General features: G+C 73.1%; 18 protein-coding genes. 8 read left to right on the top strand and 10 right to left on the bottom strand.

Annotation, left to right across the window (positions count from 1 at the left end; genetic code table 11):
- Window positions 1-49 precede the first annotated feature (49 nt).
- The gene (locus ACYVLT_RS03705) at window positions 50-3772 is read right to left on the bottom strand and encodes a S8 family serine peptidase (protein ID WP_461118657.1); all 3723 of its coding nucleotides are present in this window, start codon (window positions 3770-3772) and stop codon (window positions 50-52) included.
- Between the two features lie 150 nt (window positions 3773-3922).
- Between ACYVLT_RS03705 and ACYVLT_RS03710 the strand changes: the two genes are divergently transcribed.
- On the top strand, window positions 3923-5761 hold the full coding sequence (locus ACYVLT_RS03710; protein WP_461118658.1) for an ABC transporter ATP-binding protein: 1839 nt from the start codon (window positions 3923-3925) through the stop codon (window positions 5759-5761).
- 20 nt (window positions 5762-5781) lie between these two features.
- On the opposite strand, the gene ACYVLT_RS03715 is transcribed toward ACYVLT_RS03710, so the two are convergent.
- From ACYVLT_RS03715 to ACYVLT_RS03730, 4 genes are all read right to left on the bottom strand, one after another.
- Window positions 5782-8811, bottom strand: a complete 3030-nt coding sequence (locus tag ACYVLT_RS03715; RefSeq protein ID WP_461118659.1) for an ATP-binding protein — start codon at window positions 8809-8811, stop codon at window positions 5782-5784.
- On the bottom strand, window positions 8808-10148 hold the full coding sequence (locus ACYVLT_RS03720; protein WP_461119238.1) for an MFS transporter: 1341 nt from the start codon (window positions 10146-10148) through the stop codon (window positions 8808-8810). The genes ACYVLT_RS03715 and ACYVLT_RS03720 overlap by 4 nt, the downstream gene beginning before the upstream one ends.
- Before the next feature lie 107 nt (window positions 10149-10255).
- The gene (locus ACYVLT_RS03725) at window positions 10256-10882 is read right to left on the bottom strand and encodes a hypothetical protein (RefSeq protein ID WP_461118660.1); all 627 of its coding nucleotides are present in this window, start codon (window positions 10880-10882) and stop codon (window positions 10256-10258) included.
- Between the two features lie 460 nt (window positions 10883-11342).
- A complete protein-coding gene (locus ACYVLT_RS03730; protein WP_461118661.1) occupies window positions 11343-12344 on the bottom strand; it encodes a carbohydrate-binding protein in 1002 nt (333 codons plus the stop codon).
- A 469-nt stretch (window positions 12345-12813) separates the two neighbouring features.
- On the opposite strand from ACYVLT_RS03730, the gene ACYVLT_RS03735 reads away from it, so the two are divergent.
- Window positions 12814-13434: an RICIN domain-containing protein gene (locus tag ACYVLT_RS03735; RefSeq protein WP_461118662.1), complete on the top strand. Its 621-nt coding sequence runs from the start codon at window positions 12814-12816 to the stop codon at window positions 13432-13434.
- 75 nt (window positions 13435-13509) lie between these two features.
- Here the strand turns inward: ACYVLT_RS03735 and ACYVLT_RS03740 are convergent, their stop codons facing one another.
- On the bottom strand, window positions 13510-13725 hold the full coding sequence (locus tag ACYVLT_RS03740; RefSeq protein ID WP_461118663.1) for a hypervirulence associated TUDOR domain-containing protein: 216 nt from the start codon (window positions 13723-13725) through the stop codon (window positions 13510-13512).
- A gap of 142 nt (window positions 13726-13867) precedes the next feature.
- On the opposite strand from ACYVLT_RS03740, the gene ACYVLT_RS03745 reads away from it, so the two are divergent.
- The 3 genes from ACYVLT_RS03745 (at window position 13868) to ACYVLT_RS03755 (ending at window position 16061) form a co-directional block, all read left to right on the top strand.
- A complete protein-coding gene (locus ACYVLT_RS03745) occupies window positions 13868-14383 on the top strand; it encodes a mycothiol transferase (protein ID WP_461118664.1) in 516 nt (171 codons plus the stop codon).
- A 519-nt stretch (window positions 14384-14902) separates the two neighbouring features.
- Window positions 14903-15508, top strand: a complete 606-nt coding sequence (locus ACYVLT_RS03750; protein ID WP_461118665.1) for a TetR/AcrR family transcriptional regulator — start codon at window positions 14903-14905, stop codon at window positions 15506-15508.
- Window position 15509: 1 nt separating this feature from the next.
- Window positions 15510-16061, top strand: coding sequence for a carboxymuconolactone decarboxylase family protein (locus ACYVLT_RS03755; protein WP_461118666.1), 552 nt, complete (start codon window positions 15510-15512; stop codon window positions 16059-16061).
- Window positions 16062-16151: 90 nt separating this feature from the next.
- Here the strand turns inward: ACYVLT_RS03755 and ACYVLT_RS03760 are convergent, their stop codons facing one another.
- On the bottom strand, window positions 16152-16841 hold the full coding sequence (locus tag ACYVLT_RS03760; RefSeq protein WP_461118667.1) for a class I SAM-dependent methyltransferase: 690 nt from the start codon (window positions 16839-16841) through the stop codon (window positions 16152-16154).
- Window positions 16838-17980 (bottom strand): ABC transporter substrate-binding protein, encoded by a 1143-nt coding sequence (locus ACYVLT_RS03765; RefSeq protein WP_461118668.1) that lies wholly within the window; start codon window positions 17978-17980, stop codon window positions 16838-16840. Before ACYVLT_RS03765 ends, ACYVLT_RS03760 begins: the two co-directional genes overlap by 4 nt.
- Window positions 17981-18094: 114 nt before the next feature.
- On the opposite strand from ACYVLT_RS03765, the gene ACYVLT_RS03770 reads away from it, so the two are divergent.
- The 3 genes from ACYVLT_RS03770 to ACYVLT_RS03780 are packed head-to-tail and all read left to right on the top strand — an operon-like array spanning window position 18095 to window position 21314.
- Window positions 18095-18844, top strand: coding sequence for an ABC transporter ATP-binding protein (locus tag ACYVLT_RS03770; RefSeq protein WP_461118669.1), 750 nt, complete (start codon window positions 18095-18097; stop codon window positions 18842-18844).
- Window positions 18841-19614: an ABC transporter permease gene (locus ACYVLT_RS03775; RefSeq protein ID WP_461118670.1), complete on the top strand. Its 774-nt coding sequence runs from the start codon at window positions 18841-18843 to the stop codon at window positions 19612-19614. The genes ACYVLT_RS03770 and ACYVLT_RS03775 overlap by 4 nt, the downstream gene beginning before the upstream one ends.
- 44 nt (window positions 19615-19658) lie before the next feature.
- Entirely contained in the window at window positions 19659-21314 is a 1656-nt protein-coding gene (locus ACYVLT_RS03780; protein WP_461118671.1) for a serine/threonine-protein kinase, read from the top strand.
- A gap of 58 nt (window positions 21315-21372) precedes the next feature.
- Here the strand turns inward: ACYVLT_RS03780 and ACYVLT_RS03785 are convergent, their stop codons facing one another.
- Both ACYVLT_RS03785 and ACYVLT_RS03790 read right to left on the bottom strand, forming a co-directional pair.
- On the bottom strand, window positions 21373-22122 hold the full coding sequence (locus tag ACYVLT_RS03785; RefSeq protein WP_461118672.1) for a DinB family protein: 750 nt from the start codon (window positions 22120-22122) through the stop codon (window positions 21373-21375).
- A 4-nt stretch (window positions 22123-22126) separates the two neighbouring features.
- Complete coding sequence (locus ACYVLT_RS03790; protein ID WP_461118673.1) at window positions 22127-24952, bottom strand: AfsR/SARP family transcriptional regulator; 2826 nt, start codon at window positions 24950-24952, stop codon at window positions 22127-22129.
- Window positions 24953-25084: the final 132 nt, after the last annotated feature.

Consider the following 25084-nt stretch of genomic DNA (forward strand, 5'->3'; position numbering starts at 1 on the left):
CGGGCGGGCCGTCCGCCGAACGGACGGCCCGCCGGTGCCGGACCGTCGGTCAGCCGATCCGGTACGCCCGGATCACGGTCTGCTCCACGGCGTTGCCCTCGGTGTCCGACGCCCTGGCGCGCAGCGACGCGAACCCGCCCGCCGGGTTGGTGACCGTCGCGGTCCACCGGGCGCCGTCACGGCCGACCGGAACGGCCGCCCAGGTGGCGCCGTCGTCGAAGGAGACCTCCAGGTCCAACGACCTCACCTCGGGCGCCTTGTCCTGCCGGTGCACCGTGACGGGGAAGGTGAAGTGGCCGGCCGGTGCGACGTTGTGCAGGTCGACGGCCGGCGCGAAGCCCACCGACAGCAGCGGCAGCGCGCCGCCCGGGCCCTGGCGGAACCCGGACCGGAACGTCCAGCTCCCGCTGACCTTCGTGGACAGCGGCCACCACGGCCGGTCCTCGCGGCTGACGTCGGCGGTCAGCCGGTACTCGCCCTCCTCCCGTGACACCACGAACACGCCGCGCCCCGGCTGGTCCTGGCTGCCCACCAGCCGACCGTCGAGGTGGAGCGCGGTCGATCCCCTGTCGTAGCCGAAGAACGGCTCGGCCGCCCTGGAGTGCCCGGCGGCGTCGGTGAAGAACGGCACCGTGATGTCGAGCAGGTCGCCCGTGCGCCACGCCCACGGGTGGTTCTCGCCCAGCTCGTTCGTGGTCGTGCCGGCGAACACCGGCGCGGCCACCGCCGCGTGCCACCGCATCCGGTAGGACTTGCCGCGTTCCAGCACCGCCCGCTCGTGCGCGGTGCCCGCGGCGGCCCACCAGCCGCCCACCCCGATGCGCCACGTGCCGGGGGTGAAGTGCTCCACGCGTTCGGCGTGCGGCACGCCGGGCAGGCCCCACTGGGTGCCGATCTCGTCACCCAGCGCCTCGACCCACGCCGACGTGATCGGCGGCTCCTCCTCGGTGCCCCCGTGGTAGACCATGCGCACGGCGGCGAGGTCGGCGGTCTTGGCCACCGTGGTCAGCTGCCGGGGCAGCAGCCCGGCCGACGGGTAGGACAACTCGTACCGGTACGCGCTGCCGGACCGGGCCGTGATGCTCGCCGTCACCCCGCCCGCCTCGACCAGGTCGGCGAACCGCTTGCCCGGCTCGTCGTACAGCCGCAACGTCGGCAGCACGGCCGGGAACCCGTCGTCCAGCCGGGTTGCCGTCGCCGCCTCCTCCAGCACGCCCACGGCCACCGCCTTGCCGCCCACGTCCCGCACCGCACGGATGCGCGCGTAGACCTCCTCGTAGGTCAGCTCACCCGGTAGCTCCAGCACCACCAGCTTGCCCTCGGCGTCGATGCCCGCCAGGTCCTCCGGCGTGCCGAGTCCACCGTGGACGGTCGCGAGCCGTTGGCTGCCGCTGGGCGAGGGCGACCCGCGCAGCCAGCCCGCCGGCACCTCGAACCGCTGCGGCCCCTCGGCGAACACCTCCAGCTCGGGCTCCTCCAGCCGGACGTTGTCCGCGTAGCCGAACCAGGGCACGAACCTGCGTTCCTCCGACTGCGCGTACAACTCACCGAACCGGGGGTCGACCGAGTACGAGAAGACGGTCGGGTACTGCTCGCGGTCGGTGATCGCGGTGCGGAACTGGGTGTGCGCCACGCCGGCGCGTGCCGCCGGTTGGTCGGTGGTGTGCGAGATCCGCTTGCCCTTGCGCGCGTCGAAGCTCACGGTCGTGTTCCGCGACACCCGCACGTCCGGGTCGACGAACGTGCTCTCCAGGGGCAACGCGCCCGGCCTGGGTGTGCTGACCGCGCCGACCACCGAGTACTTGCCCGCCGGCACGCGGACGCGCTCCCCCGCCGCGCCGAACCACGTGTCGCCGGTGTCCACGTTGACCACCAGCGCGACCGAGCGGTCCTGCGGGCCCGGTGCGACGCCGTCGCGGTTCTTCACCGCCACGGTCACGTCGTGCATCTCCGGCTCGTCGTGGACGCTGACCGGTGTGCGCAGCCGGACCTCGCCGTCCGCCGAGGTCGCGCTGAGCACGCCGCCGTACACGCCCGGCTTGCCGGACCGGGGCGTCAGGGTCAGCGCGACGTCCGCCCGGCCCCCGGCCGGGACCGTCACCGCCGACGCGGACAGCGTGGACAACCCGGCCGGCGGCGCCTGTCCCTGGCCGTCGGCGAGCCTGAGGTCCAGCGCCAGGGTGATCGGCGTGGTGCCGGGGTTGGTGTAGGTGACCGTGCGCTTGTCCGGCTGGGTGCCGGGCCACTTCAGGTACGAGCCGATCGTGCTCGGTGAGGCCTGGACCGGCTGGGCGGTCGCCCTGGCCAGGTCGACCAGGCCGCCGCCGACCGCGAACACGCCCGCGTCCGCCACCGGTGCGGCCGTGGCCACCAGCGCGGCCTTGAGGCGGTCGCCGGTCCAGTCCGGGTGCTGCTGCGCCAGGATGGCCGCCGCGCCCGCGGTGTGCGGCGTGGCCATCGACGTGCCGGACAGCCTGGTGTGGTGCTCGTCCACCGGCTCGCCGAGCTGCGTGCCCGCGGCCCTGGCCGCCACGATGTCCGAGCCGGGCGCGGCGATCTCCGGCTTGACGGCGGCGTCGACCAGGCGCGGGCCGCGGCTGGAGAAGTCCGACAGCGCGCCCGACTTGGTGACGCTGCCGACCGCGAGCGCCGCGTCGGCCGCGGCCGGACTGGACACCGAGTCCGGTTGGCCGAAGTTGCCCGCCGCCACCACGAACAGCGTGCCGTACTGCGCGCTGAGGGCGTTGACCGCCTGCGACGCCGGGTCGGTGCCGTCGGTGGGACCCGAGCCCAGGCTCAGGTTCACCACCTTGGCCCCGGCTTCGGCGGCGGCCCAGCGCATCCCGGCGATGACGTCGTCGAGCTGACCGGAGCCGGAGTCGTCCAGCACCTTGCCGATGGCCAGCCTGGCCCCGGGCGCGACGCCCTGGTACTTGCCGCCCGACGCGGCGCCGGAGCCCGCGATGGTGGACGCGACGTGGGTGCCGTGCCCGTTGCCGTCCCGCGCGCTGCCGGAGCCGCTGAAGTCCTGGCTCACCGCCACCCGGCCCGCCAGGTCGGGGTGGTCGCCGTCGTAACCGGTGTCCAGCACGGCCACCGTGACGTCCTGGCCGGTCAGGCCCCGGGCCCAGGCGGTGGGTGCGCCCACCTGCGGCACGCTGACGTCCAGCGACGCCTCCACCCGCGCGTTCAGCCAGATCCGCCGCGGACCGCCCGCCAGCGCGCCTGCTTCGCCCGCCGTGATCGCCGACCAGAACCGGCGCGCGTCGGCCTTGCGCTCGGCGACCGCGACCAAGCCCAGGTCGGGCAGCCGCCGTTCGACCCGGGCGCCCTCCGGCGCCGCGGCCGCCGCCACGTCCGGGTACTCGACCAGCAGCGGCACGGTGTCGCTGCGCGCGTCGTCGTAGCGCTGCCGGACGAGCCCGGAAACGTTGAACAGCTCCTCGTCCAGCGTGCCGGCCCGCACCAGCGCCGCGGCCTCCTGCGGCACGACGTACAGGTCGGTCCCGGCGGCGCGGCGCTTGCCGTACCGGATGAAGCCGGCGGCCCGGCCACCCGGCTCCGGCTCGGTGAGCACCGACCACCGGCCCTGCGCGGTGCGCGAGGCGTGCACGCGGTGGCCGGTGACCAGCGTCACCCACCGCCCGTCGGACGCGGTCGCGGTCGGGCCGCCGGGCGACAGCGGGGTCGCCGTGCCGCCCGCCGGCGGAGCCACCGCCATCGCCGCGGACAACGCAGCCACGCCCGCGAGCAGTCGCACTCGTCGTTTCATGCGCACTCCCGTGGATGGGGGAATTCGTCCCACCACACTGACGCCTCCGACCGGCGCCGTGGTTGCGCGTTCGTGCGGCGTTATTCGATCGCTCTCACGGGTCCTCTACGGCAACATCGACCCGGCCAAGGTGCCTCCGAAGGGAGTCGGATGGTCGCGCCAAGGTCCGAAAAACCCGTCAACAACCGCAAGAAAGCGGTGCTGCTCGCCCTGCGCCTGTACGGCAGGGAATTGCGGCGGCACCGTTTCCTCGGCGTGGGCGCGGTCGTGCTGCCCGCGTTGGGCAACACGTGCCTGCTCTACCTCGCGCCGCTGGCCGTCGGCGCCCTCGCGGGTCGTCTGGCGGCCGACGGCGACACCGATTTCGCCACCGTGCTGCCGTACCTGCTGACGTTCGCCGGCCTGATGCTGTTCGCGGAGCTGCTGTGGCGCATCGGCGTCCACTGCCTCAACCGCACCGACGGGCGCGGTATCGAGCACCTGTCCGTCTACGGCATGGACGCGCTGCTCGGCAAGGACGCGGCGTTCTTCCACGACAACTTCGCCGGTTCGCTCACCAAGCGGGTGCTGAGCTTCGCTTCCCGCTTCGAGGAGTTCGTGGACACGGTCGCGTTCAAGGTCGTGGCCAACGTCATCCCGCTCGGCTTCGCGTGCGTCGTGCTGTGGAGCTACGACCCGCTGCTGGTCGTGGTGCTGCTCGGGTTGATCCTCGTCACGGGATTCGTGGTCGCGCCGCTCATCCGCCGCCGCCAGCGGTTGGTCGACGAGCGGGAAGCCGCCTACGCGCGGGTCTCCGGCCACGTCGCCGACACGCTGATGAACATGGAGACGGTGCGGGCGTTCTCCGCCGAACGGCGCGAGGGCGCGGAGCACCGGGACCGGGCCGCGGAGAGCCGGGCGCTGGCGCTGCGGTCCTGGGACTACGGCAACCTGCGCATCGACACCGTGGTCGCGCCGCTGTCCGTGCTCACCAACGTGCTCGGCCTCGCGGTCGCCGTCGGGGTCAGCGGCGGGTTGGGCGTGGAGGCGATCGTGGTGACGTTCGCGTACTTCGGCAACGCGACGCGGATCATGTTCGAGTTCAACCAGATCTACCGGCGGCTGGAGAGCGCCCTGACCGAGGCCGCCCAGTTCACCGAGCTGCTGCTCGACCCGCCGACCGTGCTCGACCCGCCGGACCCGCAACCGTTGCGGGTGGCGGATTCCCGGGTCAGGTTCGACGGTGTGGTGTTCGCGCACGGCGGCGGCAAGCCGCTGTTCACCGGACTGGACCTGGACATAGCGCCGGGCACCCGGATCGGGCTCGTCGGCCGCTCCGGTGGCGGCAAGACCACGCTCACCCGGTTGCTGCTGCGGCTGATGGACGTCGACGGCGGCCGCATCCTCATCGGCGGCCAGGACATCGCGCGCCTGCGCCAGGCCGACCTGCGCAGCCTGATCGCGTACGTGCCCCAGGACCCGGCCATGTTCCACCGGACGCTGCGGGAGAACATCGCGTTCGCGCGGCCCGGCGCGACCGATGCCGAGATCCGGCGCGCCGCGCAGGCCGCGCACGTGACGGAGTTCGCGGACGCGCTGCCCGACGGGTTCGACACGATGGTCGGCGAACGCGGCATCAAGCTGTCCGGCGGGCAGCGGCAGCGGGTCGCGCTGGCCCGGGCGATCCTGCGCGACGCGCCGGTGCTGCTGCTGGACGAGGCGACCAGCGCGTTGGACTCGGAGAGCGAGGTGCTGGTGCAGCAGGCGCTGTGGCAGCTCATGGAAGGCCGCACGGCGCTGGTCGTGGCGCACCGGCTGAGCACCGTCGTGCGGATGGATCGACTGGTCGTGCTCGACCGGGGCCGGATCGTCGAGCAGGGCACGCACGCCGAGCTGCTCGACGCCGACGGCACGTACGCGAAGCTGTGGCGTCACCAGTCCGGCGGCTTCCTGGACGAGACGGCGGCCGACGAGGTCGTCGCGGACGCGGTGGGTGCGAAACCGTCGTAAGAGCGCGCCTCGGAGATCGCTCACGTGCGGCTGTCGTCACCGTCGTGGCCCGCGAGTCGCAACGGCTCGGGCGGTTCGCGGGCCTCGGGGACGCCTAGTTCGCGGTACACGGCCTCCGCTCGGCGCCACCACCCGGATGCGTCATCGCGCCTGCCCTCGTGGTGCGCGACCGAGGCCAGGCCGCGCCAGGCGTTGGCCTGCTCGAAGCGGTTGCCCAGCTCGTCCGCGATGGCCAGCGCCCGCCGGTGGTGCTCCGTCGCCGCCGACCACTCCCCCGTGGCGGCGGCGACCTCGCCCAGCGCGTTCAGCACGGCGGCCTCGAAGCCGCGGTCGCCGGTCCGGCGGCACACCGCCAACGCCTCCCGGTGCCGCTGGGCACCTTCGTCGAAGCGGCCGAGGGTCGCGTACACGAAACCCAGGCCCGCCAACGCGTAGCTCTCCACGATCGGGTCGCCGAGTTCCCTGGCCAGCGCGAGCACCCTGCGGTGCTGGTCGGCGGCCTCGGCGTGACGTCCCAACCGCCAGTGGACGTACCCGAGCCCGGCCAGCGCGTAGCTCCGGATCTTCTGCTCGCCGGTCATCCGGCACATCGCCAGCGCCCAGTGGTACTCGTCGAGCGCCCTCTCGTACCGGCCCACGCGCAGTGACACGTTGGCCAGGCCCGTCAGCGCGTGTGCCTCGGCGTTGCGGTCACCGCTGCGGCGGGCCAGGTCGAGGGCGGCCCGATAGTGCTCGACGGCCTGCCCGTAGTCCCCCAGCCACCACGAGACGTTGCCCATGCCGGCCAGGGTCTGGCCCTCGGCGACCGCGTCCCCGATGGTGCGGCTCAGCGCCAACGCGGGCGCGTAGTGGGTCATCGCCTCCCGATAACGCCCCAACTGCCAGCACACGCCGCCCATCAGGGCCAGGGTCCGGCCCCGCGCCGCGGCGTGGCCGGTCTCGGTCCACGCGTCCAGCACCTGCCCGAACAGGCCGAGCGCCTCGTCGTGCCGGCCCAGCCGCCACGCCACGGTGGCCAGCCCGGTCAACGCGTGTGCCTGCGCGGCGCGGTCGCCGGTGCGCCGGGCCGCGTCGAGCGCGTCCTGGTGCACGCTCTTGGCGTCGAGGTGGTGGGAGCGCAGATCGAGGTAGCGCAGCAGCGCCCGGGACAGCCGGCTCGCGTGCGCGGGCCAGTCGGTGCCGGCGACGTGCGCGACCGCGGTCAGGTTGGGCCGTTCGACGTCCAACCAGGCCATGGCGGCGTCGTAGTCGTCGAGCGCCGGACCGGTGGTCCTGTCGGCCGGGGGCAGGTGGCCGGCCTCGTGCGGTGTCACGACGGCCATCGCCCTGGTCGCCGTGGTGACGTAGTGGTCGAGCAGCCGGGTGATCCCGGCCCGCCGCTCCGGCCCGGTGTCCTCGGCCGCGGCGAGCTCGGCGGCGTAGGCGCGGAGCAGGTCGTGGCAGCGGTACCGCCCGGGGCGGTGTTCGTCGAGCAGGTGGGCCCGGGTGAGTTCGGCCAGCAGTGCCCGGGCCACGGTGACCGGCACGGCGAGGAGGTGCGCGGCGGCGTGCGTGCCGATGTCGGGGCCGGGCGCGAGCCCGAGCCGCCGGAACATCCGCGCCGCCGCGGGCCCCAACGCGCGGTAGGACCAGGAGAACACCACCCGCACCGACGTGCCCGGCGCCCCCGCGTCGAGCGCGTCGAGCCGCCCCTCCTCCTCGCGCAGCTCCCGGGCCAGGACCGTCAGCGGGAAGTCGGGGTTGGCGGTGGCCTTGGCGGCCACGATCGCCAGCGCGAGCGGGAGCCGCTCGCAGCGCGTGATCAGCTCGGCCATCGCGCCCGGCTCGGCCGCGACGCGCTCCGCGCCCAGGTACCGGCGCAGCAGCATCGCCGCGTCGTCGACGTCGAGCACGTCGAGGTCCACGGAGTGCGCGCCCTCCGCCGCGATCAGCCCGGTCATGCGGTTGCGGCTGGTGACCAGCGCGAGGCACGACGCCACACCCGGCAGCAACGGCCGGACCTGCGTCTCGTCGCGGGCGTTGTCCAGCACCACCAGCACCCGCCGCCCGCTCACCACCGTCCGGTACAACGCCGCCTGCGCGTCCGGCGAGGCCGGTACCCGCTCCGGTGGCACGCCGAGCGCGTCGAGGAAGCCGCGCAGCGCCTCCTCCGGTCGCATCGGCTCACCGGTCGGGTCGAAGCCCCTCAGGTTCACGTACAGCTGCCCGTCCGGGAACCGCTCGGCGACCCGGCGGGCCCAGTGCACGGCCAAGGTGGTCTTGCCGATCCCGGGAGTACCGCCGATGGCGGAGATCAGCACCGGGCCGCCCGGGTCGGTCTCCACCACGAGGTCGTCGAGGTGCTTGAGCTCCTCGGTCCGGCCGACGAAGTGCCGTGTGTGGGCGGGCAGCTGCTGCGGCGTGGACCCTGCCTCGACGACGGCGAGGGGCTCGTCGGTCAACGCCCGCCGGTGGTCCGGCAGGTACGGGTGGTCCGGCAGCGCGACCCAGCCGACCGTGTCGACCTCCTTGACCGCCACCGGGACGCGGCGGTACGTGGCCGGGTCGACCGAGGTGCCGTTGCGGACGACCTCCTCGTAGAACCACGACGACGTGATCATCGCGAGCACCCCGGGCGAGTCGGCCAGCGCGACCTTGAGCGGACGCGCGTCCAGCAACCGGAACGCGAGGACGACCGCGGCGCCGGTGACGCCCTGCTCGTCGTAGCTGACCTCGCCGGCGTGCAGCGCGAGCCGCAACCTGATCCGCTCGTCGGCGGGGCGCCCGGCGTTGTGCTCGTTCAGCGCCCGCGCCAGCGCCGCGGGCAGCGCGTCCGCGAACGGGCCCTTGGGCAGGTCGGCCGGCGCCAGGACGAAGACGCCGTCGCCGCGGTCCTCGTGCCGGCAGTCGTCCCACGGGATGCCGGCGAGGTCGAACGCCCGCCGCAGGGCCCGGTACATCCCGTCGCGGACCGCCAGCTGCCGGGGGTTGGTCCGCCGCTTGCCGAACCCCTCGACGTCGACCAGGACGATCGTCCGGTGCACCGCGGCCGGTGTCGCGTCACGCGTCACGGTGGTCTCCCCTCGGGTCCGTTGCCGCTCATCACGACCCCGCGCCGCACGTCGACCGAGGTGAGGAGGATGAAGCCCAGGACGAAGAACACCACCAGCGAGACCAGCGCGGAGCGGTAGCTGCCGGTGTTCTGCAACGCGATGCCGAACAACAGCGGCCCGAGCGCGCTCATGCCGGAGTTCGAGATCTCGTAGAGGCTGAAGTACCCGGCTTCACGGCCGCGCGGCACCATCTTCGAGAACAACGAGCGCGACAGCGCCTGGCTGCCGCCCAGGACCAGTGCGACGACGAACGCGACCGCGTAGAACTGCCACGCCCGTCCCGGCTGCACCAGGTACATCGCCAGGATGATCGCGAGCCACACCACGAGGCTGCCCAGCACGACCCTCTTGGCGCCCCACCGGTAGGCGAGCCGCCCCAGTGCCAGCGCACCGGCGAACGCCACGAAGTGGATCATCAGGATGCCGTTGAGCAACGTCTGGTCGCTCAGCCGGAGCTCCTTCTCGCCGTAGTCCGCCGCCACCAGCGTGACGGTGTGGATGCCGTCGAAGTAGAGCAGGATCGCGGCCAGGAGCAGCAGCGTCACCGGGTAGCGCCGCGCCTCCCGCAGCGTGCCGACGAGCTGGGCCAGGCTGGTGGCCGCAGACCCGCGCGGCGGCGACTCGTACCCCCGCAACAGCCACAGCGCGATCGCCGCGAACACCGCCCACCAGAGGCCGGCCCCGGCCAGCGACGCACGCGCCAGCAACGCCCGGTCGGTCAGCACGAAGGAGGAGGCCAGGTTCACCGCGAGCAGCACACCGCCGCCCAGGTACCCGACCGCCCAGCCGACCGACGACACCCGGTCCCGACCACCCAGGTCGGCCAGGCCCGCCAGCATCGAGTTGTAGAGGACGATCGAGCAGCTGTACCCGATGTACGCCGTCGCGTACAGCGCCGTGCCCAGTCGCCAGTCCGTGGGCCCGACGAACCACATGCCACCGCACAGCGCGGCGCCGAGGAAGGCGAACCCGGCCAGCAGCGCGCGATGTCGTCCGGTCCGATCGGCGAGCGCCCCGACCGCGGGCATGACGACGACCAACGCGACGCTGCACGCCGAGACCGTGTAGGTGAACAGCGAGCCGGGGGCGATGGCGATGCCGAGCACGTGCAGCCGACCGTCCCGACCGACCGCGTTCTCGGCCACGGTGGGCAGGTAGCGGCTCATGAACACGGCGGTGACCGTCGTCGGGAAGGCGTGGCTCGCCCAGGCGTAGGTGTACCAACCGAAGCGCTGGCTCAGCAGAAGACCTCCTCCGGCAGCTCCCGGCGTCCGGCGACCGGGCCGAAGTCCCAGCCGAAGACATCAAGGGTGCCGCTCCGCCAACGTTCGGGCGACCGCCAGAGGGGCGAGGCCGGGCGCCCCGTCGGACGTGCCGACGGGGCGCCCGGTCGCGGTGCGGGTCAGAAGCAGTTGTCGATGATGCCGTCGATCGCCAGCACCTCGGCGGCCACCGCGCCCATGCCGGCGGCCACCTCGTTGAACACCTCCTGGAGGGTGTTCAACGCGTCCCGCCGCTGCTCGCTGGAGCGCTTGAACGCCTGCATGATCAGGTCGATCACCTTCTTGAACCCGCCGGCCTCGTGCACCAGGTACCAGAGCTTCAGCGCCTTGCCGATCCAGAGCGCGGCGGACGCGAGCGCCAACGCCCACCCGGCCAGGCACTTGCCCTTGTCGTAGTGCACGCCGGGGTCCGGGCCGGGGTCCAGGAGGACGCACTCGGGGCAGCCCAGCCAGCCGCGCCGGTGGAACTCGTCGGTCACCCACTGGGCGGCGCCCGCCTCGTCGCCGAAGGTGATGAAGTGCTCCGGGATGCCGTACACCACGGAGAGGACGTCGAGCGTCGCTTCGTAGGTTTCCTGGGGCAGCACGCCGGGAGCGATCTGCCGGACCTCGTGATCCGATCGGGACGACACCGGATCGGTCGACACCGAATCGGTCGCCGCTGCACCGACCGCCGATGCCGGTACCGCCGTGGCGACAATGGCGAAGACGACGGCGGACGCGATGGAGCGCAGTGCTTTACGCATGACGAAATCCCTTTCTTCGAAAAGACGGTTGCTACCACGCCTACCGGTAGCGGGCAGTTCCCCAACCCTCGGCGTGCCACGGGGCACCACTGCCCTCGGGTGAAGTGGAGCGGGAAGTTCTCGCTCGACCGGGTGTCGACCTCGGCCGCGGTCCTGCACGGACGGGTGTATCGCTCGCCTCGACCGGGTGAACGCTGAGCATCGAGGCGGAGAGCGGCGCGACGGGCGCGGCCCGCGCTCCGCGAAACCTCGGCGATGTTCGCATGTGGTGTTCCTTCCAGGGATCCTCAATGGACCACTCAGGGGTGGCGCACCACTTGTGTAGCCGGCGCCCCGGTTGTCCGGGTGTGACCGTCACGCCGGACAAACAACGCGAGACAACGGCGCAGGGCGGTGTGGTGCCCGTGCCGACGCGGGCACGGGCACCACACCGCGGGTCAGGCGGGTCAGGCGAACGGGCTCAGTGCGACACCTGCCAGTGGCTGTTCGCCGTCGGCAGCGTGAAGGACAGGCTGTAGCAGCCGAAGTCCGTGCTGGACACGCTGCCCGGCGGCGTCACCGAGGAGTTGCTCGTGGTCAGCGCGCTCCACGTGCCGCCGACCTTGATCTGGATGTTGGCGGCGTGGAACTGGGTGCCGTAGGTCTCCGTGCAGTAGTAGCCCTCACCGGTGGCGGGGTTGTACTCGGTGTAGACCTCGAACATGCTCCAGCCACCGTGGGTGATGCCGAGCTTGGCCGGGTCGGCGCTGGTGAACAGCGCGTCCCAGGCACCGGTGGTGTAGTTGTACAGGTAGGCGGTCCACGAGTTGGTGACCGCGTTGGTCTGCACGTCGAGCACCGTGTAGGCGGGCAGCCCCTGGAACGGCGTGGTGTACGTGCTGACGAAGTTGGCGTCGATCCAGGCCACCGCGGCGAAGCCGGGCGAGGCCGCGCACCAGTCCCACGCCCCGACGCCGTTGCCGCCCTGCCAGTAGAACGTGGTCACCTCGATGCACGTCTTGCCGCTCGGGTCGAGCGTCGGCGCGTACACCACGTCCGGGTTGCCCGCCGACATCCGGATGCCCGGGTTGATGGTGTGGGTGGCCTGCGCGCCGTCCGACGCGACGTTCGGGAACGCGCCCCAGACGGTGTGCAACGAGCCGCTCCACGGCGGGAGGTCGGCGGTACCGGTCCTCCAGTCCCCATCGGCCCGGTCGCCGCGCTGCGTTGCGCCGGCCCGGTCGGTGTGCCGCGCCGCGCCGAGCGCCTGGAACTTCTCGCTGACCGCACCGCCCGCGGCGGCTCTCGCGGCGTCACCGCGCACCGCCGGCACGAGTCTCCCGCTCACGGGCGAGTCCGGTGTCGGCGCGGCGACCGGGACGGCCCGGTCCGCCGCGGACGCCGACACCGGCGCACCCGCCGCGAACACCACGCCCAAGGCGAGCAGCGCGGCCGCCACCCGGCGCGTTGACGATGATGACATTGCCACCAGTGGTCCTCTCACTAGGCGAAATCGACACGCCGCAGGCGAAGAGGACGCAGGTGACACATTTCAGCTGCCCCCCGGCACACCGCGACACCTGAAGCCTGCACCGCGCCGGCGAATACGGCCATACGTCAACCGGCCGTCACGCGTTGCGCCGGGTGCGCCCGGGCCGGAAACGTGATTCGGAGAACCGAACCGGGCCGCTCGTTGCGAATTCCCGAACGCAGCTCCGCCGTCGTTGTGGAACCGTGTTACGTTGGCGGGAGCCGGTCCCGGAGGAAGCCACGACCAGCGCCTCGGTGCGAATGGCGAGTTCGACGGGGTCGTCGAGCAGGTCAACGCGGGCGACACCCCGGCAATGCCACAAACGCATTCCACCTCACAAGGCCACCTGTCCGGAATCGGCCGAATTCTACGACTCCGCTCCCGAAGTGACCTCACCTGTCGACCACGATGGAGCCTGCTCATGTCCTTGCGGAAAGCGGCCGCGATAGCGGCGGCGTTACTCACCATCGGCGCGGTGAACCTCGCGGGCGCCCCGGCGCACGCCGACGATTCCAGCCCGGTCGCCGTGCAACGATCCGATGTGCGCCCGGCACCGGCGCAGGTCGAGGCGAGACGGGCCGACGTCGCCCGACGGGCCGGCCTGTCCGCCGAGATGCTCGACGGGCCCTGGCACATCGTCAACCGCCACAGCGGCAAGTGCCTGGCCGTCAACTGGGCCAGCCACGACGAGCGCGCTTGGATCGTCCAGCACACCTGCGAGTACTCGGCGCCGTACAACGAGGAGTGGTACTTCGACGGCGCGCACATCGTCAACGGGCACACCGGCAAGTGCATGGCCGTCAACTGGGCCAGCCACGACGAGCGCGCCTGGGTCGTCCAGCACACCTGCGAGAACTCCGCGCCGTACAACGAGAACTGGAACCGCGAGTACCTGGCGAGCGGCTACTCGCACTTCGTCAACCAGCACACCGGCAAGTGCCTGGCGGTCAACTGGGCCAGCCACGACGAGCGGGCCTGGGCGGTCCAGCACACCTGCGAGTACGCCGCCCCGTACAACGAGGAGTGGGCCGTCACCTACTGACGAGCCTGACCGGCACGACCAGGTGACGCCGGCCGTCGCGGATCGTGACGGCCGGCTTTACCATCCGCCCGCCGCTCACGAGTCGTCCCGCAGGGCGCTCGGCTTGTGCACCGCGTCCTTGCCGCTCTTGTCGCTGCGCACGCGGTACTGCGGGTCGTCCTCCGATGCGCGGACCTGTCGGCCGGCGGCTTCGGTGTCCTCGGTGATCTCCTCGACCACCTCGCCGGGCACCTCCTGCCCGTGGCTGGACCAGGTGACGTGGTCGCCCTTGTGGAGCTTCTTCTCGCCCATGGGAGAATTCTGCGTCGCCACGTCGTGCCGCGCAGGCAGGCCGCCCGCCGACCAGGCGCACGACCGGCTACTTTCACTCGACGGAGTGCTCGGTGGCCACCACGGTCCCGGGCACCGCACAAGCGTCGGAGGATGGGCGTTCATGAACGAGGTCACCGCGGTGGACGTGTTGCTGGACGGGTTCGGCCGGGTCCGCGAATCCGTCGAACGAGTGCTGGACGGCTTGCCGCCGCACGGGTCGGCCCACCGGGTCGGCGGCACGGGCAACTCCATCGCCTGGCTGGTCTGGCACCTCACCCGCGTCCAGGACGACCACGTGGCCGAGGTGGCGGGCACCGACCAGGTGTGGACCGCCGACGGCTGGGCCGAGCGCTTCGACCTGCCGGTGCCGGACGACGACACCGGCTACGGCCACGACAGCGCGCGGGTCGAGTCGATCACCGCCCCGGCCGACCTGCTGCTCGGCTACCACCGGGCCGTGCACGACCGCACCACGGCCTACTTGCGCGGGTTGAGCGCCGAAGACCTGACGCGGGTCGTGGACGAGGCCTGGGACCCGCCCGTGACCCTGGCCGTGCGGCTGGTCAGCGTGCTGGACGACGACCTCCAGCACGTCGGCCAGGCCGCCTTCGTGCGCGGCGTGCTGCCCGCGAGCTGACCTCGGCGAACCCACACCGCGTGCTCATCCCGGCCGCTACGGCCCGGCGCGACCTGGCACGGCTGCGTTCCGCCGGCGGCGGCACGCCGGACCACGCCGACCTCGACGCCGGTCACCTGACCGATGAGCTCGACACGCCGCCGCAGTCGCTGCTGCGTTCGACGCGGCGGGCGCGATCGCCGGCTGCCGCCCGGCCGACGTTGGCGTACTTCACCCGCCCCGGGCGGTGTACGTGTCGACCGTCTTCACGGTGATGTCGAGCTTCGCGGCGACGAGTTCCTTGGAGGAGGAGGCGAACCACGCCCGCAGCACCTCGACCTCCCAGGGCGACAGGCGCGGTCGGCCAGGGGTGTGGTCGGCGGCGAACGCGCCCGACGCGCCAAGAGCGAGCTCGACGTCCCGCCCGACGCGATCATGCCCTTGGTCGATCAGCCGGGTTCGGAGCGCCGAAGGACCGCCGCGGCGGGACCCGGGCGGACTGCTATCTTGGAACGGTCATTCCAAGATAGCGAGGCGGGCATGCCGGACCTGAAGCACTTCGACCCCGAGGCGGTGCTCGACTCGGTGGAGGAGTTGTTCTGGAGGCAGGGAGTGTCGTCGACCGGCGTGCGGGACATCGTGTCGGCCACCGGCGTCAACCGGTCCAGCCTGTACGCGACGTTCGGCGACAAGCGTGAGCTGCACCTCGCCGCGCTGCGCCGGTACGCCGATCGGCGTTCGGGGCCGGTCTTCCGGCGGCTCGCCGAGGACGAACGCGGGTTGCCGGCGATCACGGAGTTCTTCCGCGGCCTGATCCGGGTCCGCTGCACCGGCGAGCACGCCGGCTGGGGCTGCATGATCACCAACACCCACGCGGCCGCGGAGCACGACGACCCCGATGTCCGAGCGGTGCTGCACGAGCACCACAACCGGTTGCGGGAGGCGTTGTGCGCGGCCCTGGAACGCGCGCGCGACGCGGGCGCGCTGCGGCCCGGCACGACACCCGCGACCTCGGCCGACGTGCTGGCCCTGCTCGCATACGGGGTGAACCTGCGCTCCCGCGCGGGCGCGTCCCCGGAAGCGCTCGACGACACCGTCACCGCCGTGCTCACTTCGCTGGCGAACCGACCCGAGGAGATCCGCTGACATGGTGCAGTTCACCGTCCACGACGAGACCAGCGCGCCCGAGCCGGCCCGCCCCTTCCTGGAGGCGGGCCGCAAGCGCCTGGGGTTCGTCAGCTCCCTCAACGGCGTGATGGCGGAGTCCCCGGAACTCCTGGCGGGCTACAACGCCCTGGCCGAGCAGTTCGGCAAGTCCTCGTTGCCCGGCAACGCCAAGCAGGTCGTGCTGATCACCACCAGCATCCTGAACGGCTGCGAGTACTGCGTGGCGGCGCACTCCACGATCGCGCTCAAGCTCGGCGCGCCCGAGGAGGTCGTGCAGGCCCTGCGTGCCGGCAAGCCGCTGCCCGACGACACCCTGGAGGCGGTCCGCAGGTTCACCGAGCTGGTGGTCACCGACCGGGGCTGGGTCGACGAGCAGGAGGTCGAGGCGTTCCTGGCCGCCGGCCACACCCGCCGGCACGTGCTGGACGTCCTCCTCGGCGTGGGCCTGAAGACGTTGTCCAACTACACCAACCACATCGCGCACACGCCCCTCGACGAGGCCTGGCAGGGCCAGGAGTGGCAGCGGCCCTGACCCGGACCTCGACCGCCCCGGAGGGCTTCGTCGAGGAGGCACGGGTCGCGTGCGGGGACCGGCCGAGCCCGGCCGGTCCCCGCACCCCGTTCAGCCGTCCGAGGTCGGTGGTGCGGTCCACGTGATGCCGCACAGGTACCGGTCCATGGTGTCGTCCACGCGGACGCCGGGGAACGCCTCGCGGTAGCGCGCGTGGCACTCGCGGCGCGACGGCGGCCGGTTGCGGGTGACGTGGTCCAGCCACACCGGGTGCAGGCGCAGGCGCAGCACGTCGGCGGCGACCGGCAGGGAGCGGTGGCGGGTGGCCATCATCGCGGCCACCCGGAACGCCTGCGCGCGGTGCCACCGGCGAGACCGGCCGGGCGGGTTGACCACCTCGACGGCCACCAGGCGTCCGCCCGGCGCGACCAGGTCGCGCACGTGGGGCAGCACGCGGGGGTAGTCGCCCACGGCGAACAGGGTGTTGACCGCGAGCACCAGGTCGAAGCGGCCGTCCCGGTCGGCCGTCACGTCGAACAGGTCGCGCGCCCGGTAGTCGACGTTCGGCCGGCCGCGCTCCGCCCGTGCGATGGCGATCTCCCGCTCGGCGGCGTCCACCGCGAGCACCGAGTCGTACCGGTCGGCGAGCAGACCGCTGTACCGGCCCGAGCCGCACCCCAGGTCGAGCGCGCGGCCGCCGCCACCCGGCACCGCCGCCCGCAACCACGGCCGGTACAGCACGTCGGTGATCTCGGCGTACCGCTGGTAGTGCCGCGCCAGCACGTCGAAGTGCGCGGTCACCACGTCACCTCGGAGGAGAGGAACTCGTTGCTCACCACGTCCCCGGACCTCAGGCCGTCCGGGACGGCGCCGCGCTTCGCCGCCACCAGCGGCCTCAGGTCCGCCACCAGCCGGTCGACGCGGGCGAGGTCGAAGTCGCCGACGACCGGCGTGACGCCGTCGTGGCTCAACCCCAGCGACCGCATCTGCTCCTGGGCGTACCGGGCGCGTTCGACGCTGTACTGCGTGCCCGCGTTCAGCTCGCGCACCATGCGCACCAGCGCCTCGTTGGTGGGGCCGGGATCGCGGACGTAGGCGACGGTGCTGCGTTGCAGGATCGGCACGAGCCGCCGCAGGCACGGCGCCAGCCGTTCCTGCTCGGTCGCCGCGACCGCCAGCGCCTCCGGGTAGATCGGGTAACCGCTGTCGTGCACCAGGGCGAAGGCGACCGGCCGCCGCCACGGCTCGATCTCGTGCTCGTAGCGGTACGGCTCGTTGGTGGCGTAGCCCTGCTGGGCGATGGCGCCGTCGGCGGCCACGAACCGGGCGGGCGAGCCGTCGTACGAACCGTCCACTTGCGACTGTCGCAGCTTGCCGCTGTGCACCAGGTAGTCGACGTAGGAGGCGCCGTTGGCGTGGACGACCGGGGTGTCGGTCCGGCCGATGTCCTCGATGGTGCGCCAGTCCGGGTGGTGCTCCGGCGACCACATGATCATCTGCGGGCTCTTGTCCAGCGGCGCGAACACCGCGCGGGTCGGGAAGGACCCCGCCTCCTGCACGGCTTCGTCGGTGGCGATGCTGCCGAGCGTGATCGCGGGATCGGCGGCCATGAGCGCCGACACCCGCTGGAAACCGGTCACCGGGCCGCCCGCCCGCACCTGCAACCGCACCCCGGTGTCGCGCCCGTCCTCCAGCAACGGGCCCTCGACCGCCTTGCGCTGGGAGTCCACGGTGAACCCGCTGCCCAGCAACCGGTACAGGCCGCCGTGCTCGGCCTGGGGGAACCAGTTCATCTGCACCACGACCGTGTCCGGGCAGGTGCCCGCCAGGGACTCGGCGGCGGGCGGCGGCGCACCGGCGCCCGGGTCGGCCGGTGTCGTGCACGCCACGACGGCCGAGGCGAAGACGATGATCGACAGCAGGCGACGCCCGGTTACCATGCGCTAGGTCCCCCTCAGAACCACGACGATCCACAGCGACGGCGGTGGCCTGCCCAGGCTGTCACATCGACACCGCGGCGGTCACGGCCGCCGGCGGTCGGAGACGGAGGCGCGATGACGGCACCCGGCCCGGCCGAACCGCTGCTGGACCTCACCGGCGTCACCAGGTCGTTCCCCGGTGGTGTGACCGCGATCACCGACGTCGCCCTCACGGTCCGGCGCGGCGAGATCGTCGCGTTGATGGGACCTTCGGGCTGCGGCAAGAGCACCGTGCTGCAACTGGCGGCCGGGCTCGACCGGCCGACCTCGGGTGCGGTGGCCCGGCACACCGAGCGGATCGGTTACGTCTGGCAGGACCCGACGCTGCTGCCCTGGCGCACCGCGCGGCGCAACGTGGAGCTGTTCGGCGAGTTGGACGGCACCGCCAAGGCCGACCGCAGGCAGCGGGCCGAGCGGGCGCTGGCCGCCGTCGGGCTCGCCGAGTTCGTCGACCACCGGCCCGCGCAGCTCTCCGGCGGGATGCGGATGCGGGTGGCGCTGGCCCGTGCGCTGGTGGTGGAACCCGAGTTGTTCCTGTTCGACGAGCCGTTCGCCGCGCTGGACGAGTTGACCAGGCACGAGTTGGGCGACGAGTTGTTGCGGCTGTTCGCCCGGCACGGCTTCGGCGCGCTGTTCGTCACGCACTCGGCGGGCGAGGCCGTGCACCTCGCCGACCGGGTGCTGGTCATGTCGCCGCGACCGGGTCGGGTGGTGGCGGAGGTCGCGGTGCCGTTCGACCGGCCGCGACCGCCGGGTGCGCGGACCTCGCCGGAGCACGCCGCGCTGGTGGGCGCGGTGTCGCGGGCCATGGTGGCCGCGTCGTGAAGCGGGTGCTGCCGCCGCTGGTGGTGCTGGTCACGATGCTCGGCGCGTGGACTGCGGTGAGCTACGGCGTGCTGTCACCGCGCCGGCGGTTCCTGCTGCCCCCGGTGGACGAGGTGATCCGGGTCGGTTTCCTGGACCCGGACAACCGGGCCGAGTTGTTGGCGGGCCTGGCGTTGACCACGCGGGTCGCCGGGACGGGTCTGGCGATCTCCGTGGTGCTCGGCGTCGGTTTGGCCGTGGTGATGGCCCAGTCGCGGTTGCTGGAACGGGCGGTGTACCCGTACGTCGTCGTGGTGCAGACGATCCCGGTGCTGGCGCTGGTGCCGCTGTTCGGGTTCTGGTTCGGCTTCGGGTTCCCGAGCCGGGTGCTGGTGTGCGTGCTGCTGTCGTTGTTCCCGCTGGTGGCCAACACGTTGTTCGGCATCCGCTCGGTGCCCGAGGCGCAGCACCAGCTGTTCGACCTGCACCGCGCGGGCCGCTGGGCCAGGCTGTGGAAGTTGCAGCTGCCCGCCGCGCTGCCCGCGCTGTTCACCGGGCTGCGCATCGCCGCGGGCGGCAGCGTGATCGGGGCGGTGGTCGGTGACTTCTTCTTCCGCCAGGGCGAGCCCGGCCTGGGCGTGCTGATCGACAACTACCGGTCGCAGCTGGCCTCGGCCCGGATGTTCGCCGCCGTGGTGCTGGCCAGCGGGCTGGGCATCGCGGTCTTCCTCGTGTTCGGCGCGCTGGCGAGGTGGGCGGTGGGCCGCTGGCATGAGTCCGCCGACGGCTGACCTCGCGTCCGGGCGGCCCGGTGGGACTGCGAGACTTCCCGACCATGCGTGAGGTGGGCAACGGGCGCTACCGGCTGATCCGCGAGCTGGGCCGGGGCGGCATGGGCGCGGTGTGGCTCGGGCAGGACACCGTGCTGGACCGGGAAGTCGCCGTCAAGGAGCTGGTGGTCCCCGGTGGCGTGCCCGTCGCCGAGCGGGCCGTCTACCGGGAACGGGTGCTGCGCGAGGCGCGGATCGCGGGCCGGTTGGCCGATCCCGCCGTGGTCACGGTCTACGACCTGATCGAGGAGGGCGACCAGACCTACATCGTGATGGAGCTGATCCGGGCCCCGACGCTGGCCGAGCTGGTCGAACGGGACGGCCCGCTGGCGCCGAAGGCCGCCGCGACGCTGGCCGGGCAGCTGCTGTCGGCGCTGGAAGCGGCACACGAGTCCGGTGTGGTGCACCGCGACGTCAAGCCCGGCAACGTGATGGTGCCCGCGAAGGGGTCGGCGAAGCTGACCGACTTCGGCATCGCGCAGTCGTTGGACGACCCGAGGTTGACCGCCACCGGTTCGTTGATCGGCTCGCCCGCGTACATGTCGCCGGAACGGCTCTCGGGCGGGCAGGCCTCGCCGACCTGGGACCTGTGGGCGCTGGGCGCGACGCTGTTCTTCGCCACCGAGGGCCACGGCGCGTTCGACCGGGACAGCACGTCGGCGACCATGCTCGCGGTGATGACCGAACGCCCCCGGCCGCGGTCGACACCGGGTCCGCTGGCCGAGCTCGTCGTCGGTTTGCTCGAACCCGACCCGGCGCGCCGCCTGCGCGCGCCAGAGGCCCAGCGGCTGGTCGAGCGGGCACTGGCCGCGGCGCCGGGCCCCACCACGCCGGTCGACCCGCCGACCGTCCGGACGCCCCCGACCGGCGGAACACCCGTGGCCGGCCCGACAGCCTCAACCGGCCCGACAGCGCCGGCCGCCCCGACAGCCCCGACCGGCCGGGCACCGCAGACCGAACCGCCCTCGGTCCCCTCACCGCAGGCGCCCGGATCGCCGGTCGCGGACCGGCGCCCGACCGGCATGGTCCTCTCCATGGCGTTGACGCCGCTGTTCGTCCTCGGCGCGGCGGTCCTGCTGTACTTCACGGTCGCCAAGCCGTACCTCGGTTGGAGCGTGGGCGTCCCGGACACGACCACGACCACATCGCGCGCCACCACCACCCCGGCCGCCGCGACCACCAGCTCATCGGTGCCGCCGACGTCCTCACCCGCGATGCAGCCGGTGCTGACCGTGGGGCCGGACGGCGACATCCCGGTCAACACGTTGGTGGTGATCGAGGGCGAGTGCCTGACCTGGGTGCCCGCGAAGGGCGCGTCGCGGATCGGCGGCGAGCGGACGGTGGGCTGCTACGGCCCGCACGACGTGGAGGTGATGCACGAGGTCTACCCGGACGCCGACTCCGATGAGGACGTGCCGTACCCGTCGGTGGAGGAGCTGGCCAGGCAGGTCGGCGCGGCGTGCACGCGGGTCTTCCTCTCCGACAAGGTGCGTGGCGAGAACAAGGAGGCCACGCTGCGGTTCTGGGTGGTCGTCCCGACCGCCGCCGCGTGGCGGCTGCGCGTCGAGAACGGCCACCGCGTCTCCCACCGCGGCTCCTCCTGCTTCGTCGGCCGGGCGGACGGCGCGCGGCTGACCGAGCCGATCATGACCGAGGACTGACACCGGTCCGGGCGGGACCTGGTGCTGTGACGGTGAAGGTTCGCCGAGGTCAGCTCGATCAGTCCGATCGCGCTGCTTCCCACCTCCATGAGGTTTGGCGGGGAAAGCCGTCGAGCTCCCCTCGGCCGGTGCACCAGAGAAGTACCCGGGTGGCGTCTCCGGGTGGGGCGGCGGGGAGGAGCCGGTTGAGTACGGCCGCACTCAGCGGTGCCGGTGGTAGCCAGTCCAAGGACAGTCCCTGTGTGATGTCGTGGGTGTGCAGCAGGATTTCGGCGACGCCCATCGCGGCGAACCCTTCGGGGTCGCACGGCCCCCAGTGCCAGGCACGCAGGGTCGGGTCGGCTGCGGCCAACGCGCTGCTGAGCAGCCCGCCGCAGGCGGTGACGGCTTGGAGCACCTCAGCCGGTGAGGCGGTGGGGCGGACGTTCAGGTCAAAAGGAAGGTAGGCGTCGGTGGGCTGTGCTGCCAGCTGCCCCGCGTAGGCCAGCAGATCGTGGCCGATGTGCGCCGCGGTTTGCCAGCAGGTCCATTCAAGCGGTCCGGCCGGCACCGTCCAGTCCTCGGCGGTATGAGGGCTGAGCACCCGCAGCATCTCCGCCACGGCGGCGTCAACGTCCCGTTGATCCATGCAGCACCCTCCTTGCGGTCTGATCCCCAGCGGCCCGAACTCGTCGAAGGCGAAGACGCAGTCGGGGAAGCGGGCCGGCACCTGCTCGATGCGGTCGGGGTCGGGCGGTTCCTGCCAGGTCTTGGTGCGCTGGAAGGTGATGCCGTGCCAACCACCACCCCGGCGAACCTTCCCGGTCACGGCACTAGTGCCGCGGCACGGGACGGGTGCGGTCGAGTTCGTCCAGTTGCCGCCGCACCCGGTCGGCGTCGTCGTCGCGACCCTGTTGCCGGTACAGCTCCAGCGCTTCCCGCCACACCGCCCGTGCCCGGTCGTGGTCGCCGAGGGCCACGTGGGGGTGGCCGAGGTGGTCGAGGGCGTCGGCGGCCCGGTAGGCGTAGCCGTGGTCCCGGAACAGGGCGATGGCGCGCTCGTGGCGGCGGACCGCGTCGGCGTGCCGTCCGGTGCGGTGGTCGACCCAGGCGAGCGTGTCCAGGTTGTTCGCCTCGCCCTCGGGGTCGTGGTGGCGGTCGTACAGGGAGAGGGCGGCACGGCAGTGCTCGCGCGCCGCGTCGAAGTCGCCGAGCCGCGAGGCGAACCAGGCCACGCCGCTGAGCGCGTTGGCCTCACCCACCGGCTCGCCGAGCGCCCGGTAGAGCTCCAACGCCCGGGTCGCGTGCGCCAGCGCCTGCCGGTGGTCGCCCCGCCGTTCCCACGCCCGCGCGAGCACCTGGTTGGTGTGTGCCTGGTTGGGCACGTCGTGGTGGCGTTCGGCCAGAACGAGGGCTTGGCGCAGGTGACCGATCGCTTCCTCGTGGTTCTTCAGGTACGCGTGGGCGCGGCCGAGGAGCCGGTGGGCGAGGACCAGTTCGCCGTGCTCGGGCAGGTGCTCGGCGGCACCCAGCGCGGTCCGCCACACGGTGAGCTGGTCGTGCAGGTGTCCGCGCCGGTCGAGGAAGTCGGCCGTGGCCCACGCGAGCCGCCACGCGGTGCGGTGCAGCCCGGCGCCGGCGGCGGTGTGCTGGGCGGCGAGCAGGTTGGCGTGCTCGCCCTCGAACCAGGCCAGCACCTCCCGGCCGTCGGACAGGTGGTGGGTGTGCACGCCGGGTGCGGGCGGGTCGAGCCGGATCGCCGGGCGGTGCGGGTGGATCAGGCGGTCGGCCGCGTGGGCGGTGTGGGTGTAGAAGTCGAGCAGCCGCCGCAGGGCCGCCTCCCGCGTGCCGTCGTCCAGCTCCTCGCGGGCGCTCGTGGCGGCGTGGCGGCGGATCAGGTCGTGCGCGCGGTAGCGGCCCGCGCCGTCCTGGGTGAGCAGCGACGCCTGTTCCAACCCGCGCAGCACCGCCCTGGTCTCGTGCGGCGGCAGGCCGACGAGGCTCGCCGCGGCCGGCAGCCCGATGTCCGGCCCGGGCGCGGCGCCCAGCAGGGCGAACGCCCGCGCCTGGTCCGGGGTGAGCGCGCGCCGGGACCAGGACAGGACGGTGGGCAGGCTGGCGGCCGGGTCGTCGTCGTGCAGCGCGTCGAGGCCGAGGTCGCGCAACTCCTCGGCGAGCACGGCCAGCGGCAGGTGCGGGTCGACGTGGGCGCGGCCCGCGATGATGCTCAGCGCCAACGGGTAGCCGCCGCACAGCTCGATGAGCGCGTCCACCGCCGCGGGCTCGGCGTCGATCCGCGCCGGGCCGAGGCGATCGGTCAGCAAGGCGCGCGCCTCGGCGTCGGGCAGCACGTCCAGCGGCACGTGCCGCGCGCCGTGCCCGGTGATGAGCCCGGGCAGGCGGTTGCGGCTGGTGACCACCACGGTGCACGACCCGCCGCCCGGCAGCAGCGGCGTGACCTGGGCGGTGTCGGCGGCGTTGTCGAGCACGAGCAGCATCCGGCGGTCCGCCACCAGGCTTCGGAACAGCGCGAAGTTGGCGTGCGGGTCGACCGGCAGCCGGCGCGGCTCGACGCCCAGCGCGTCGAGGAAACCGCGCACCGCGACCGCGGGCGGCATCGGGTCGCCCTCGGGCCCGAAGCCGCGCAGGTCGACGAAGAGCTGCCCGTCGGGGAACCGGTCGACGTGCCGGTGTGCCCAGTGCAGCGCCAACCAGGTCTTCCCGATGCCTCCCGCACCGGCGATGGCGGAGATCACCACCGGGCCCGGTGCGTCGCCCACGGCGAGGCCGAGCCGGTCCAACTCGGTGCGCCGGCCGACGAACGGCGCGGGTGCGGCGGGCAGCTGGCGTGGCGCGGGCGCGGCCCGCGTCGGCGGTGGCGCCGAGCCGGTCACCGCGCTCGGCGGTGCCGGCAGCAGGGCGGGGTCGGCGGCCAGGATCCGCCGGTGCAGCTCGCGGACCGCCTCACCGGGGTCGGTGCCCAGCTCCTCCACCAGCCGCTCCCGCAGCCGCTGGTAGTGCTGGAGGGCGTCCGCCGACCGGCCCGCGCGGTGCAGGGCGAGCAGGTACTGGCCCGCCACCCGTTCGTCCAACGGGTGCACCGCGGCACGCGCGCACAGCTCCGCCACCAGCTCCTCGCCCTCACCCACCCGCAACCGTGCGTCGACCAGGTCGTGCTCGGCGGTCAGGCGCTCCTGCCGCAGCCGGTCGCGCTCGACCTCCACCCACTCCCCGCTCAGCCCGGTCAACGGGTCTCCGCGCCACAGCGCCGACGCCTCGGCCAGCAACGTCACGGCGTGCGCGTCGTCGTCGGTGGCGCGGGCACGGGCGCACAGGTCGCGGAACCGGTGCAGGTCCACCGCCTGGTCGGCCCGGTCCAGCACCAGCGCGTAGCCGCCCGAGCGCAGCACGATCGGGGTGTCGTCGCTGCCCGCGTCGTTCAGGGCACGGCGCAGGCGCGAGATGTGGCTGTGCAACGTGGCGGGCGCCCGCCGGGGCGTGTCCACGCCCCAGACCCGCCACAGCAGCAGGTCCACCGGCACCACCCGGCCCGCGTCCACCGCCAACGCGGCCAGCACGCACCGCTGCCGGGCCGGGCCCAGGTCCACGGGCCGACCGCCCAGGCGCGCGGTCACCTCGCCGAGCAGACCCAGTTCCACCGCTGTCCTGTCCTCCCGCCGTGCCCGTACCCCGCCGAGGGTGGCGGGCCGACCTGCGCAATGCAGAACTCTCGCAAGCGGTTCACACGAACGGCCGACGACCCTGTGCCCGAGGCGGCCCGACTGGGGGTC

Source organism: Saccharothrix stipae (genome assembly GCF_054781895.1).

Excerpts from the sequence above, each read along its gene's own strand:
- ACYVLT_RS03705 (WP_461118657.1), bottom strand. The coding sequence starts at position 3,772 with ATGAAACGACGAGTGCGACTGCTCGCGGGCGTGGCTGCGTTGTCCGCG.
- ACYVLT_RS03710 (WP_461118658.1), top strand. The coding sequence starts at position 3,923 with ATGGTCGCGCCAAGGTCCGAAAAACCCGTCAACAACCGCAAGAAAGCG.
- ACYVLT_RS03725 (WP_461118660.1), bottom strand. The coding sequence starts at position 10,882 with ATGCGTAAAGCACTGCGCTCCATCGCGTCCGCCGTCGTCTTCGCCATT.
- ACYVLT_RS03730 (WP_461118661.1), bottom strand. The coding sequence starts at position 12,344 with ATGTCATCATCGTCAACGCGCCGGGTGGCGGCCGCGCTGCTCGCCTTG.
- ACYVLT_RS03735 (WP_461118662.1), top strand. The coding sequence starts at position 12,814 with ATGTCCTTGCGGAAAGCGGCCGCGATAGCGGCGGCGTTACTCACCATC.
- ACYVLT_RS03740 (WP_461118663.1), bottom strand. The coding sequence starts at position 13,725 with ATGGGCGAGAAGAAGCTCCACAAGGGCGACCACGTCACCTGGTCCAGC.
- ACYVLT_RS03745 (WP_461118664.1), top strand. The coding sequence starts at position 13,868 with ATGAACGAGGTCACCGCGGTGGACGTGTTGCTGGACGGGTTCGGCCGG.
- ACYVLT_RS03750 (WP_461118665.1), top strand. The coding sequence starts at position 14,903 with ATGCCGGACCTGAAGCACTTCGACCCCGAGGCGGTGCTCGACTCGGTG.
- ACYVLT_RS03755 (WP_461118666.1), top strand. The coding sequence starts at position 15,510 with ATGGTGCAGTTCACCGTCCACGACGAGACCAGCGCGCCCGAGCCGGCC.
- ACYVLT_RS03765 (WP_461118668.1), bottom strand. The coding sequence starts at position 17,980 with ATGGTAACCGGGCGTCGCCTGCTGTCGATCATCGTCTTCGCCTCGGCC.
- ACYVLT_RS03770 (WP_461118669.1), top strand. The coding sequence starts at position 18,095 with ATGACGGCACCCGGCCCGGCCGAACCGCTGCTGGACCTCACCGGCGTC.
- ACYVLT_RS03780 (WP_461118671.1), top strand. The coding sequence starts at position 19,659 with ATGCGTGAGGTGGGCAACGGGCGCTACCGGCTGATCCGCGAGCTGGGC.